This window comes from Sorangium sp. So ce590, assembly GCF_051521365.1.
GTDB lineage: Bacteria > Myxococcota_A > Polyangia > Polyangiales > Polyangiaceae > Sorangium.
On record NZ_CP150346.1, the window covers coordinates 2,955,426 to 2,968,571 of the forward strand.

A 13,146-nucleotide genomic window follows, 5' to 3' on the forward strand; every position below is an offset into this window, starting at 1 on the left:
GATGAGAAACTCCGCGTTCCTGGCGATGGGCGCCGCCCTGCTGATCGTTCAGTCGAACCTGTTCCGGCTCATCGGCAAGCTGAACATCCCCGGCTCCACGCCGAGCCTGCTCCTTCCGCTCGTCGTGTTCATGGGGGTGCACGAGTACTCGATGGCGCGGGGCGCCGCGCTCGCCTTCCTGCTCGGCTACCTGCTCGATCTCTTCACCGGCGCGCCGGTCGGCCTGTTCACCTTCATCACCGTGGCGACCTTCGTCGTGTCGCGGGCGGCCGGCGTGCGGCTCGCCGCGCAGACGCTCCTCACGAAGATCGCGCTGGCCTTCGTCTTCGGCCTCGTCGAGGGGGTGCTCATCGTGATCCTCACCGCCATCTTCGGAGGCGACGCGGCGCGCCCCCGCGCGCTCGCCTTGCTCGTGGCGCCGCACGCGGTCTCGACGGCGCTCTTCGCGCCGTTCGTCTTCGCGCTGGCCGAGCGCGTGCACCAGGCGACGATCAACGTCCCGCGGCCGGGGGAGAGCCCGCGGTGAGCCTCCTCGTCCAGCGCTCCGACGTGAGCGAGTTCCGCCGGCGCTTCCGGTGGATCGCGCTCGGCATGATGGTCGGCTTCATGCTGCTCATCGGGCGCCTGTTCTACCTCCAGGTCCTCGAGGCCGACGAGAACATGGCCATCGCCCGCGAGAACATCGTGCGGCGGGTGACGCTCGCGACCACGCGCGGCATCATCCGGGACAAGAACGGCAAGGTGCTCGCGGCGAGCCGGCCCTCGTACAACGTGTACGTCGTCCCGCGGCGCCTCGACATGGAGACGACCTGGCCGAAGATCGTCGAGTACCTCGGCGTCGGGATCGACGAGCGCGCGCGGCTCGAGGCGCTCATCACCTCGATCCGCGCCGACGAGGGCCCGCGCAAGAACCAGCAGATCCTGCTGAAGGAGGACATCTCGCGCGACGCCGTGGCGATCCTGGCGACGCATGACGCCGAGCTGCCGGGGGTCGACGTGGTGCCGGTCCCGGTGCGCTACTACCCGTACGAGGAGGTCGGCTCGCACGTCCTCGGCTACATGGCCGAGGTGGACGCCGAGCGGCTCGCGTCGCTCCGGAGCGTCGGCTACATCGAGGGCGACCGCATCGGCGTCACCGGGATCGAGCGCGCATGGGAGAGCTACCTCCGCGGCACGCGCGGCTGGGAGAAGGTGCTCGTCGACGCCAAGGGGCGGCGCCGGGCGGGCGGCGAGGGGATCATCGAGGAGCCGCGGCGGGTCGACCCGATCCCCGGGCGCGACCTCCGGCTGACGCTCGACGCCGACATCCAGAAGGCGATCGACAAGGCGATGCGCGGGGCGCTCGCCGGCGGCGTCGCGGTCATCGATGTGCGCACCGGCAGGATCCTCGGGCTCTACTCGAAGCCCGGCTACAACCCGAACGCGCTGTCGGGCGGCTCGGGCAAGCAGGTCATCCGCGACGCCTTCCGGCGGCTCTACTCCGATCCGCTGAAGCCCGCCCTCGACAAGACGCTCTCCGGGGCGTACCCGCCCGGCTCGACCTTCAAGCCGTTCACCGCGCTGGCGGCGCTCGAGAAGGGGCTCATCGATCCCCGGCAGTCCTCGCGGTGCCGGGGCGCGCTCACGTTCGGCAAGCGCACCTTCCGGTGCACGCACGTGCACGGGCCGGTCGCGATGCAGAAGGCCATCGCCGAGTCGTGCAACGTCTTCTTCTACCGGCTCGCGGCGGAGTACGGCGTCGGCATGGACGTCATCGCCGAGATGGGCCAGCGCTACGGGCTCGGCGCGCGGACGGGGCTCGGCATCAACGCCGAGGCGGGCGGCAGGATGCCGACTCGGGCGTGGATGACGCTCCGGAACAAGGGCCAGTACCGGCTCGGGTTCGGCCTGAACGCGGCGATCGGCCAGGGCGCGACGACGGTCTCCGTGCTCCAGCTCGCGCTGGCGTACGCGGCGCTCGCGAACGGCGGCACGCTGTACCAGCCGCAGATCGTGCGGGCCGTCGAGACGAGCGCCGGCACGGTCGTCCAGGAGTTCACGCCGCGCGTGCGCCGCCAGATCGACATCCGGCCGGAGAACCTCACCCTCGTGCACCGGGCGATGGTCGCCGGTGTGAACGAGGAGGGCGGCACGGCGTTCAAGGCGCGCGTCGCCGGCGTCGAGATGGCGGGCAAGACCGGGACCGCGCAGGTCTCGCACCGGCTCACGCGCGGCGTCGAGGCCGAGCGGGTCTGGTACTTCAACCGCGAGCATGCCTGGTTCGCCGGCTACGCGCCGGCGCGCGCGCCCGAGGTCGCCGTGGTCGTGCTTGTCGAGCACGGCGGCGCCGGCGGCAAGCACGCGGCGCCCGTCGCCTTCGAGGTCGTCCGCGCGTACCAGGAGCTCGCGAAGGAGCGGCGCGGCGGCCCCAGTGAGGGGCCGCGCGCGGGCAAGAGCAGCGCGGGCCGCACGCCCGCCGCGTCGGGGCGCACGCCATGATCCGGGGCGATTCCCTCTCAGCTCGTGATCGCGACCATTTCGACTGGCCGCTCTTCATCGCCGGGGTGTCGATCGCGGTGCTCGGCGTCGTCAACCTCTACAGCGCGACGAGCGTCTACTCCGGCTCGCGCGCGGAGCTCTACATCAGCCAGGTCTACTGGCTGTTCATGGGCGGCATCATCGGCGGCGTCCTGATCGCGATCGACTACCGGCACCTGGAGCGCCTCGGCTACGTTCTCTACACGTTCGGCGTCTTCTCGCTGGCGCTCGTCTTCGTGCTCGCGCGCGACGTGCGCGGCTCCGCGCGGTGGATCGAGTTCGGGGCGTTCCGCTTCCAGCCCAGCGAGTTCATGAAGGTGTTCCTGGTCATCGCGCTGGCGAAGTTCCTGCACGACGACCCGCGCAACGAGGGCCGCACTCTCCGCGATCTCGCGATCCCGGCGACGCTGACCGCGGTCCCTGCGCTCCTTGTGCTCAAGCAGCCCGATCTCGGGACGGCGACCATCCTCGTGTTCGTCTTCCTGACGATCGCGGCGCTCACGCGGGTGCGGTGGAGGAGCGCCGCGCTGTTCGTCGTGTCCATCCTCATCGCGGTGCCGATCCTCTGGGAGTACGTGCTGCTCGATTACCAGCGCGCCCGCGTCCTCGTGTTCCTCCACCCCGAGGAGGACCTCCTGCACCGCGGCTGGCACGCCCACCACTCGCGCGTGGCGATCGGCAACGGCGGGCTGTTCGGCAACGGGTATCTTCGGGGCACCCAGAACCAGTTCCTCTTCCTGCCGGACCAGTTCACCGACTTCCCGTTCCCGGTCTTCGCCGAGGAGTGGGGGTTCGTCGGGAGCGTGGTCCTCGTGTGCCTCTATGCGTTCCTGGTCGTGTGGGGGATCCGCATCGCGTCGATGGCGAAGGACCGCTTCGGCGCGGTGCTCGGCGTCGGCTGCGCGGCGATCATCTTCTGGCACGCGGTCATCAACCTCGGCATGACGTCGGGCGCGCTGCCGGTCGTCGGCGTCACGCTGCCCCTGTTCTCGTACGGCGGATCGAGCGTGACCACCGTGATGGTCGCGATCGCGCTGCTCATGAGCGTGTCGATGCGCCGCTACTCCGGCGTCGCCTCGCTCGATCGCCTGTGACGGCGGCGGGGCTGCCCTCGCACCTGCGCCGCGTCAGATCGCACTTTCGGCGAGCCGCGCTTCGATGGCGAACGCGAACGCCTTGAGCGCGTCGCGCTCGGTCACCTCGCTGCCGGAGCGCGCTCTCCGGACCGCGGCGCGGAAGCCGAGGTAGCGGCGCCCGTCCAGGCCGAGCAGCGCCGGCACCGTCGAGGCGTCGCGCGGCGCGTCGGTCGAGCCCGCGAGCTCCGCCGCCTTGTCGAGGATCCCCGCGACGAGCGCGTCGCAGCGATCGAGCGCCACGGCGTACCGCTCGGCGGCGATGTCCGCCTCGATCTCGGCGACCACCTCGCGCTCGGCGGTCGGCCACAGCGCCACGAACGAGAGGCCCGGCTGGGCGAGGTGCCTCGTGGCCGCGGACGGTCCATCCGCGCGCGCGGTCGCCGGGGCCTCCGCCGACGCGGCCAGCCTCCGGGCGGCGAGCCGCAGCGACGGCGGTATCCCGCGGCTCACCGGATCCCGGACGCCGGTGCTGCGCGGCGGGACGTCGAGACCCGGCGAGGAGGTCGCGCCGGGCGCGGCCTCTGCCTCGTCCGGGTCGTCGATCGTGGAGTGCGGGGGCATCGTCGACCACGGCTTGCTGGGCGGAGCGAGCCGCGAGATCACCGCATCGAGCTGCGCCGACGGCGGCGGCGACGCGTCGCGAAGCGCGGTGACGAGCCCGCCCTCGATCGCGTCGAACCCGCCGAGCCCGATGCCCATCGCGTCGGGCAGGCGGCTCTCGAAGGCGCGCAGCACCGTGGCGCTGATCTCCTCGAGCCCCTCGTAGATGCCGAGCCCCGTCTTCGCCGACGTGGCCAGCGAGACGGCGCGGGACGGGTTCAGCATCGCATCGAGCTCCTCCAGGGGGAGCAGATCCAGCAGATCGCGCTTGTTGTGCTGAAAGACCAGCGGGATGTGCCTCAGCTCCCGCCCCTGCTCGGCCAGGTTGTCGCGCAGGTTTTCCAGGCTTTCCATGTTTGCATCGGCGCGAACGGCCTGCGAGTCGCTGACGAACACGATGCCGTCGGCGCCCGTGAGCACCAGCTTTCGGGTCGCGTTGAAGTAGACCTGCCCCGGCACCGTGAAGAGCTGGAGCCGCACGTTCATCCCGCGCAGCTGCGGGAGTCGGACCGGCAGGAAGTCGAAGTAGAGCGTCCGGTCGACCGGCGTTGCCAGGGAGACGAGCTTGCCGCGGTACTCGGGCTTCGCGGTGGCGTGCAGGTACTCGAGCGTGGTCGTCTTCCCGCCCAGGCCGGGCCCGTAATAGACGATCTTGAATACGAGCTCGCGCGACAGTGGGTTCACCGACGCCATGGGCGGCGGCGACGATACACGAAAAGGGGATCGGGGGCGCCGTGGCGTGCGCGCGTCAGCCCGCCGCGCGCCGCGCCGGACGGCGCTGGCCGAGCTCCGGTCGGCCGGCCGGCGCGGTCCTTCGTCAGCGGAGCCCGACGAGCGGCTCGAGCTTGTCCTTCTGGCCCATCTGGAGCAGGAGCGCGACCTGGCCCCGCTGCGCCTGGAAGTAGTCGAGCCGCAGCCGGTGCGTCCCCTCGGTGAGCCGCGTCTCGCCGTCCGCGCTCTTCGCGCTGTGGACCCCGTCGTTCGCGAGCACGCGCTTGTCGTCGATGTAGAGGATCGCGCCGTCGTCCGCGGTGAGCCGGAACTGGTACATGCCCTCCTGGGGCGCCTTGAACTCGCCCTCGAAGCGGATGGCGAACCACTCGTTCTGCGCGAGCGCGCCCGGGAAGCCGGCGGAGAAGTCCTGCGACTTCACCTCGAACTTGTCCGTGTACAGCACAGCGAACGGCACGAGCCCGTCGAAGCTCGGGAGCGTCCGGCTGTTCTCGGGGATCACGTAGGCGAGCCCCCGGAAGGCGCCGTTCTCCCCGTTGCCGAACACGTTCGGGGCGGTGATGCGCGGCGCATTGTGCGTGGGCAGGCGCCACTTCGGGGATTTGCGGCGCGCTGGCTCCGGCTCCGGCTTGGCCGGCTTGCGCGACCGGGAGGCGGTCTTAGTGGGGGGAGGTGGGGGCGGCGGCGACGTCTCTGCCGGCTTGCTGCCGCTCTGGAGGGTGACGTGGCAGCCGCCGAGGAGAGACGCGGCAAGCACGCACGAGGCGATGCGCGATGAGGTTCGGACCATGACGTCTCCGGAGAGGGAACGGACCGACAGGCCCGCCCCCACGTGAATGCGAGGATGGCGCTTAGACGTTCGGGCAGGGCGCGGCAATCAGCGTCACGCCTCGTCAGGGCCGCCCGGCGCGGGCGACCCCGCCGATCGCGGCGACAGCGCCCCGGTCGTCTCCCGCGGAGCCGCCCCGGGCTCGTCGCGCTCCTCGCGTGCGGGCGCCTCGATCCGCGAGAGCCCGTCGATCGACTCCGTGGCACGCCAGAGCGGCGAGCGCTGGGCGAGCCCGAGCGCGGCGAGGCAGGCGAGCACGCCGGCGAGCGCGCCGGCGTTGATCACGCCCTCGAACCGGATCCGCGCCGGGCCCGCGTAGATCAGCCCGAGCAGCGCGCCGCTGGCCAGGCCTCCGATGTGCGCCGCGTTGTTGATGCGGATGCCGGTGTTCGACGCGTTCACGACGAAGCCGAAGAGGACGATGTAGAACACGGCCTGGAGCGCCAGGTCCTTCCAGCGCGGGTCGCGGCGGCGGAGCAGCCAGCCGAGCAGGAGGCCCATCACGCCGAACACCGCGCCGCTCGCGCCCGCGGTGCACACGACCTCGGGCTGCACGAAGAGGTTCCAGGCGGCGCTCGCGACGAATCCGAGCAGGCCCGTGAGGACGTAGGCGATCGCGAACCGCGCCGAGCCGACGGCGGGCTCGGCGGCGCGGGCGAGCATGCCGAGCGTCAGCATGTTCATGCCGAAGTGGAGGACGCCCATGTGGACGAAGACCGCGGAGAGCAGGCGGAACGGCTCGAACGGCTCTCCTGGCTCCACGAGGAGCGCGCCGAAGCGGAGGTAGTTCGACCTGTCCCACGCCGAGAGGAGGCCGAGATCGCGGGAGTGTGCGGCCACCATCTGCCCGACGAATACGAACGCCGTGAGCCCGCCGAGGATCTTGGTCGCGAGCAGGCTCCGCCCGTCGAAGGGTCCCCTCGCCGGCACGGCGCGGGCCGCAGAGAGGAGCAGCGGCGCTCCACAGCGGATGCATCGGCTGAAGTCGCTCCCGTTGAGGGCGCCGCAGCGCGCGCAATTCAGCGAGCGTCGCCGCTCGCCGGACGGCCCTGCCGTCACAGGCTGGTCCCGACGCGTCGCCCAACCCCGGGGCGTGCGCGAGACCTGAACGTTGTATCGAGGGTCACGAGGGCTTCCTTTCACGGAGAACGCTCCGCGTCGAGGCCGGCACAATGTGGAGGCTCCGGGCCGTAAGGTCCACGGCTTTGGGCCGTTGTCGAGGTGTGAATGCGGCAGCCTCCCCGCGCTCGGTCCCCGCCGCCGCGTGGCGCCCTCGCGGCGGCGCGCGGCGGCACCCCGGCGGCGCGCCCGCGTTCCACCGGGGCCGCGGGGCGCGCCGTCCCGCCGCGGGCGCAAGGCGGACTTCGGTGCGAACCGTCCCACGTCCGGGTATCGTCGCCGCTGTGACGGCGGTGGCAGCAGCGAGGCCCGATCTCGAGGCGGAGCGCCTCCAATGCGAGCGCGCCGCGCAGGGCGATCGCGCCGCGCTGGGCCAGCTGCTCCGCAGGTACGGGCCTGCGCTGTACCGCGCGGTGCTGCTGCCCCGCCTCGGCTCCGACGCGGCCGCGCAGGACGCCCTCGCCGAGACGTACGCGCGGGTGGTCGAGCGGTTCTCCCAGTTCCAGTGGCAGAGCTGCGGCATCTACCCCTGGCTCCGCGTGATCGCGCTGCGCATCGCGCTCGACATGCTCCGCGCGCGCCGCCGCGAGGCGCTCTTCGAGCCCGAGGATCTGCAGCGCGAGATCGACGCCGCCGAGACCGATCTCACCGCCCGCGGCGAGGTCGAGCTCTGCGAGAAGCGCGACCTCGCCGACGCGCGGGCGCGGGTCGATGATGCGCTCGGGCGCCTCAACCCGCGCTACGCCGAGGCGATCCGGCTCCGGGTGCTCGAGGAGCGGTCCCGCGACGAGGTGGCCCGCGCGCTCGGGGTCAGCGTGGCGACGTTCGATGTCGTCCTGCACCGCGCCATGACCGCGCTGAAGAAGGCGCTCGCCGCGGGGGTTGCCGCGCCGCACGCGGAGCATAAGGAAGGGGCGCGATGAAGCCGCGGCGGCCCTCGGATCCGCGCCCCCCGCCGACCGGAAACGGGCCCGTGGAGCGCCGCGGCGGCCCGGAGCGCGGCCGGCGGCTCGCGCTCGTCTCGCCCGAGGCGGAGCCGTTCGCGCCGGCGCCCGACGACGAGCAGCGCGCCGCGCGCGAGCTCGCGGAGGCGCTCGATCGCGGCGAGGTCCCGCTCGCGGAGGCGCTCCGGGCCGCAGCTCGGCCTCTCGGGCTCGACAGGGCCGACCACGAGGCGCTGCTCGCGCGCGCGCTCGGTGACGACGGCGCGTCGCCGACCAGGGCCGAGCGGCGCGCTGCCGAGCGCCTGCGGGAGGCGCTCGATCCTGCGGCCGCCGGCCGGGGCGGGCCCGGGCGGGGCGGCGGCTCCGGCGGCGACGGGGAGCTCGCCTCGCCCGGCGCGCGCGACGAGCTCGCGGAGCTCGCCGTCGCGCTCCGGGCCGCGTGGCGCCCGGCGCCGCTCGCGGAGCTCCGGAGCCGCGCGCTCGTCGAGGGGGCCCTCCGCGCCTCGCCCGCGCCTCGCGCCCGGCGCATCGCGCCGGTCACGATGGCGGCGCTCTCGACCCTCGCCGCGGCGGCGGCCGCCGCGGCGTTGATCTTCGGCCAGCTCCGGGAAGAGCGCGCCTCCGTCGTGCGCGCGTCCGGCGACGACGGCGCGCCGCCCGCGGCGGCCGCGCCGTTGCCCTCGCTGATCGAGGCGCGCTCGACCACCGCGCTCTTCGATCCGGCCGCGCCGTTCCCGAGGGAGGGCGGCCAGACGGAGCGGATCGATCGCATCGCCGCCGCGCGCGCGTCCGATCTGCGCCAGAACCGGTATGCGGCGTGGGGGGTGCGCTGATGCGGAGCGCCCGCCTCGTCGTCGCTTGCCTGGGGCTCCTCGCAGCGGCGCACCTCGGGTGCGCCCGGGACGACGAGCGTGCGCGCGTCGGCGCGGCCCCGGGCGATCCGGCGTGCGCGTGCGCCCCGGCGCAGATCGTCGATCCCACGCTGCTCGCCTTTCTCTCCCGGGCGCGCGCGGCGCACCACGCCGCCGACGTGGCGCTCGGCGCGGGCGATCGCGTGGTCGCGGTCCGCGCCCTCGAGGGGATCATCGCAGCGCCGAGGCCGCCGGGCACGCCGCCGGAGGTCGCCGAGGTGACGGCGGACACCTACGCCCGGCTGGCGGAGCTCCGGGGCGAGGCCGGCGAGTTCGACGCCGCGGCGCGCGACATCGACGCGGGCCTCAGGCTGGCGCCGGCGCCCTCTCATTACGAGGGCCACCTCTACGAGGTGGCGGGCGTGGTCGAGGAGCGCCGCGCGAAGGCGCTGGAAGAGAAGGGGGAGCGCGCGGCGGCGGCGCAGGCCCGCGCGCGCGCGGTCGGCCTGCTGGAGCGGGCGATCTCGATCCAGGATCACGTTATCACCGAGGCCCTGAAGGGCGCCCAGGAAAAGCCTCGCTGAAGCGCGCGCCGGCCGTGGTCTCCAATTGCGACGGGCGCGCGTTCCTCGTTAGACTCGGCGGGAGGGCGTCGCTGCCCGACCCGATGACGCTCCGTGTGCCAAGGCCGAAACCCGGGTACGACCTCAAGTCGCTCCCGCTGAAACCCGCGGACGCGTTCCTCCTGTCCCGGATCGACGGCGTCCTGACCGATCGGGATCTGTCCTTGATCACGGGCATGTCGCACGGCGACACCGTCGAGGCGCTGCGCCGCCTGCGCGATTTCGGCGCCATCCTCCTGGACGGTGAGCCCTCTGGCCCACCTCCGCCGCGGGGCGCGGCCGACGCTGCGCGGCGTGGGGCCGCGGCGGATCCGGAGCGGCCGACGTCGTCCGGGGGCGAGTCCGTCCCGCTCGGCCGCGACGCGCTCCAGCAGGTGGACTCCCTGCCGCTCTACGATCCTTCCGAGCTGGACGAGCCGGTCGAGCTCGCCCCCGACCGGAAGCGGCGGATCCTCGACCTCTACTATCGGCTCGACGATCTCAGCTACTACGCGCTGCTCGGCGTCTCGGACCAGGCGGACAAGAAGCAGATCAAGAGCGCCTATTACCAGCTCGCGCCGGAGTTCCATCCGGACACCTACTTCCGCAAGCAGCTCGGCTCGTACAAGCAGAAGATCGAGGCCCTCTTCACGCGCATCACGCTGGCGCACGACACGCTGACGTCGAAGCAGCGGCGCGCCGAGTACGACGGGTACCTCGAGCAGACCCACAAGAACCGGACGATGGCGGCGCTGATCGAGCAGACGCCCCGCGACATCGCCACGATCTCCACCGCCGTCGACGCCTCGGTGCGCGCTGCGTTCGCCGATCCGCACGACGTGGTCGGGTCGCCCGGACGTTACTCCTCCGAACGCCCACCCGCCGAGCAGGCCCCCGCCGCGGCGTTCACGCGCGCAGCGGCGCCGGCGCAGCCGTCCTACGCGGCGAGCTCGCCGGACCACGGAGGCGCGCCGGCGCGGAGCGCGTCGGCCGGCTCGCCCGCCGCGCCCGCTCCCAGCGCGAAGGATCGGCGCGAGACGTTCGCGCGCAAGCTCACCGGAGGCCTGCGGCGCGCTCCGGCGGGCGCGCCCTCCCCGGCGCCTGCCGCAGCGGCGGCCCCGGCGCCTGCCGCAGCGGCGGTCACGGCGCCCGCCGCTGCGGCGGTGTCGAGGGCCCCGGGCGGCGTCCGATCGCCCGAGTCGATGAGGGCGGTCGAGGCGCTCAAGGCGCGCTACGATTCCGCCCGCAACGAGGCGCTCCGGAACCAGATCGCGCGGCACGCCGAGGCGGCTCGGTCCGCGCTCGACCGGAACGACTACGCGGGGGCGGCCAACGCGTTCCGGATCGCCGCGTCGCTCGCGCCGGAGGACGCCGCGCTCCAGAGGGCGTCGGCCGACGTGCAGCGCCTCGCGGCGGTGGCGCTGGCGGACGGCTACCTCAAGCAGGCCCACTACGAGGCACAGACCGGGCGCTGGGTCGATGCGGCGCTGAGCTATGCGAAGGTGTGCAACGGTCGCCCGGACGACGCCGACGCGCACGAGCGGGTCGCCTACGCGACGCTCCAGGCCGGGGAGAACACGCGACGGGCGGTGGAGTTCGCACGCCGGGCGGTGGAGCTCGTGCCCGCCTCGGTGGAGTACCGGCTGACGCTCGCGCTCTCGTACGCGGCCGCGGGGCTCACGAAGAGCGCGACGGGCGAGCTCGACCGCGCGGGCGAGCTCGCAGGGAACGACGCCCGGCTGCGCGACCTCATCGCCCAGGCGCGCGAGCAGGCCAAGGCGTACGGGAAGCAAGTCTAGCGCCGCCCGGTAACGCCTGCCGCGGTCGGGCCGGGGGCGGCGCCTTCGGAAGGGGCCGAGCACGATTGGCCCGCTCGGCTCCGCGAAACGGTCTAGCATCGTGACCTCGGCGGCCGTTCGGGCCGAAGATCACTAGCCGAAGATCACAAGAGGAGCAGCGGCATCGATGGAGCGTGTCATCGGCATTGACCTTGGCACCACGAATTCGTGCGTTGCCATCGTCGAGGAGGGCGTCCCGACCGTCATCCCGAATCGCGGTGGGTACAAAACGACGCCGTCCATGGTGGCGATCACCGAGGCCGGCAAGCGGCTCTGCGGGCACATCGCGAAGCGGCAGGCGATCACCAACGCCGAGAACACGGTCTACGCCGCGAAGCGGCTGATCGGCCGCAAGTGGTCGTCCCCGCAGGTGAAGAACGCGATCCTGACTGCCTCGTACAAGATCGTCGAGGGGCCGCACGGGGACGTCCGCATCCAGCTGCGCGACAAGACGTACTCGGTCCCCGAGATCAGCGCGATGGTCCTCCAGGAGATGAAGCTGTTCGCCGAGGACTACCTCAACGAGCCCGTCTCGAAGGCGGTGATCACCGTCCCCGCCTACTTCAACGACAACCAGCGGCAGGCGACGAAGGACGCGGGCCAGATCGCGGGGCTCGACGTCATCCGCATCGTCAACGAGCCGACGGCGGCGGCGCTCGCGTACGGGTTCGGCAAGAACTTCGAGAAGACGATCGCCGTGTTCGACCTCGGCGGCGGCACGTTCGACATCTCCGTGCTCGAGATCGGCGCGGGCGGGGTCTTCAAGGTCATCGCCACCGCGGGCGACACGTTCCTCGGCGGCGAGGATTTCGACGCGCGGGTCATCGACTGGCTGGTGCAGGGCTTCAAGGAGCAGCACGACGTCGATCTGCGGCAGGACAGGATGGCGCTCCAGCGGCTCAAGGACGCGGCCGAGAAGGCGAAGTGCGAGCTGTCCAGCGTGCTGGAGACCGAGATCAACCTGCCGTTCATCATCTCGAGCGCGCGCAACGAGGCGCTCCACCTGCAGCGCACGCTCTCGCGGGTCACGCTGCAGGAGCTGTGCGAGGACCTCGTCGAGCGGTGCGTCGAGATCTGCAGCCAGACGCTCGAGGATGCGCGGCTCGATCGCGACGAGATCGAGGACGTCGTGCTCGTCGGCGGCATGACGCGCATGCCGCGGGTGCAGGAGGCCGTGCGCGACTTCTTCGAGCGCGAGCCGTGCAAGGGGGTGCACCCCGACGAGGTGGTCGCGCTCGGCGCGGCGGTGCAGGGCGCCGCGCTCGTGGACGAGACGAAGCAGATGATCCTGCTCGACGTCACGCCGCACGCGCTCGGCATCATGACCTTCGGGTCGAACTTCGAGGAGCTCATCCCGCAGAACACCACCGTGCCCACGAGCCGGTCGAAGATCTTCACGACGAGCCGCGACAACCAGACCGCGGTGAAGATCCTGGTCATGCAGGGCGAGCACCAGAAGGCGACCGACAACGAGCTGCTCGGCGAGTTCATCCTCACGGGCCTGCGCCGCGCACCGAAGGGCCAGGTCGAGATCGAGGTGACGTTCGAGATCAACAGCGACGGCATCGTCTCCGTGAGCGCGAAGGATCTGGAGACGGGCCAGCAGCAGTCGATCCAGGTCACCGCGTCGAGCGGCCTCACGAAGGAGGAGGTGGGCGAGATGATGGAGGCGGCGAAGGAGTACCTCGTCGATCGCCGCGTGAGCGACCAGTTCGAGGGCGTCCGGCAGGAGGCCGAGAAGCTCATCGCCGAGATCGAGCGGATGTTCCCGCAGGTAGAGCAGATCGTGGCGTCCAGCGATTTCGGCCGCGACGCCATCGGCAAGGCGCGCGGGATCGTGGACCGCTCGCGCCAGGCCATTGGCCGGCGCGACGCGGCCGCGGTCAAGGAGCAGATGGAGGCGCTCTCGCGCACCCACCGGATGTTCAAGGGTGTCGTAGCCAGGCCACAGGGATGAACGGTGGCCGCGATGAGGGAA

11 protein-coding genes are annotated in these 13,146 nt (G+C 72.3%); 8 read left to right on the plus strand and 3 right to left on the minus strand.

All coding sequences use genetic code 11. From position 1 onward, the window contains the following. The first annotated feature begins 1 nt into the window (after nt 1). The 3 genes from WMF28_RS11320 to rodA are packed head-to-tail and all read left to right on the plus strand — an operon-like array spanning nt 2 to nt 3,611. Nucleotides 2-526, plus strand: a complete 525-nt coding sequence (locus WMF28_RS11320) for a hypothetical protein (protein ID WP_437489946.1) — start codon at nt 2-4, stop codon at nt 524-526. Then, nucleotides 523-2,478, plus strand: a complete 1,956-nt coding sequence (gene mrdA, locus WMF28_RS11325) for a penicillin-binding protein 2 (protein ID WP_437602194.1) — start codon at nt 523-525, stop codon at nt 2,476-2,478. Before WMF28_RS11320 ends, mrdA begins: the two co-directional genes overlap by 4 nt. Then, nucleotides 2,475-3,611: a rod shape-determining protein RodA gene (gene rodA / locus WMF28_RS11330; protein ID WP_437602196.1), complete on the plus strand. Its 1,137-nt coding sequence runs from the start codon at nt 2,475-2,477 to the stop codon at nt 3,609-3,611. The genes mrdA and rodA overlap by 4 nt, the downstream gene beginning before the upstream one ends. Before the next feature lie 33 nt (nt 3,612-3,644). Here the strand turns inward: rodA and WMF28_RS11335 are convergent, their stop codons facing one another. From WMF28_RS11335 to WMF28_RS11345, 3 genes are all read right to left on the minus strand, one after another. Then, a complete protein-coding gene (locus WMF28_RS11335; RefSeq protein ID WP_437602197.1) occupies nt 3,645-4,946 on the minus strand; it encodes a GTP-binding protein in 1,302 nt (433 codons plus the stop codon). A 124-nt stretch (nt 4,947-5,070) separates the two neighbouring features. After that, nucleotides 5,071-5,532: a PA14 domain-containing protein gene (locus tag WMF28_RS11340; RefSeq protein WP_437602199.1), complete on the minus strand. Its 462-nt coding sequence runs from the start codon at nt 5,530-5,532 to the stop codon at nt 5,071-5,073. 336 nt (nt 5,533-5,868) lie between these two features. Then, a complete protein-coding gene (locus WMF28_RS11345) occupies nt 5,869-6,744 on the minus strand; it encodes a rhomboid family intramembrane serine protease (RefSeq protein WP_437602200.1) in 876 nt (291 codons plus the stop codon). A 482-nt stretch (nt 6,745-7,226) separates the two neighbouring features. Here WMF28_RS11345 and WMF28_RS11350 point away from each other — a divergent pair, with 482 nt between their 5' ends. The 5 genes from WMF28_RS11350 to dnaK all read left to right on the plus strand — a co-directional run bounded on the left by WMF28_RS11350 (nt 7,227) and on the right by dnaK (nt 13,125). Further along, on the plus strand, nt 7,227-7,856 hold the full coding sequence (locus tag WMF28_RS11350) for an RNA polymerase sigma factor (RefSeq protein ID WP_437602202.1): 630 nt from the start codon (nt 7,227-7,229) through the stop codon (nt 7,854-7,856). After that, nucleotides 7,853-8,710, plus strand: a complete 858-nt coding sequence (locus WMF28_RS11355; protein WP_437602203.1) for a hypothetical protein — start codon at nt 7,853-7,855, stop codon at nt 8,708-8,710. The genes WMF28_RS11350 and WMF28_RS11355 overlap by 4 nt, the downstream gene beginning before the upstream one ends. Further along, nucleotides 8,710-9,312, plus strand: a complete 603-nt coding sequence (locus WMF28_RS11360; protein WP_437602204.1) for a hypothetical protein — start codon at nt 8,710-8,712, stop codon at nt 9,310-9,312. Before WMF28_RS11355 ends, WMF28_RS11360 begins: the two co-directional genes overlap by 1 nt. 95 nt (nt 9,313-9,407) lie before the next feature. Then, the gene (locus WMF28_RS11365; protein WP_437602205.1) at nt 9,408-11,129 is read left to right on the plus strand and encodes a DnaJ domain-containing protein; all 1,722 of its coding nucleotides are present in this window, start codon (nt 9,408-9,410) and stop codon (nt 11,127-11,129) included. 166 nt (nt 11,130-11,295) lie between these two features. After that, nucleotides 11,296-13,125: a molecular chaperone DnaK gene (gene dnaK, locus WMF28_RS11370; protein ID WP_437489956.1), complete on the plus strand. Its 1,830-nt coding sequence runs from the start codon at nt 11,296-11,298 to the stop codon at nt 13,123-13,125. The last annotated feature ends 21 nt before the right edge of the window (nt 13,126-13,146 follow it).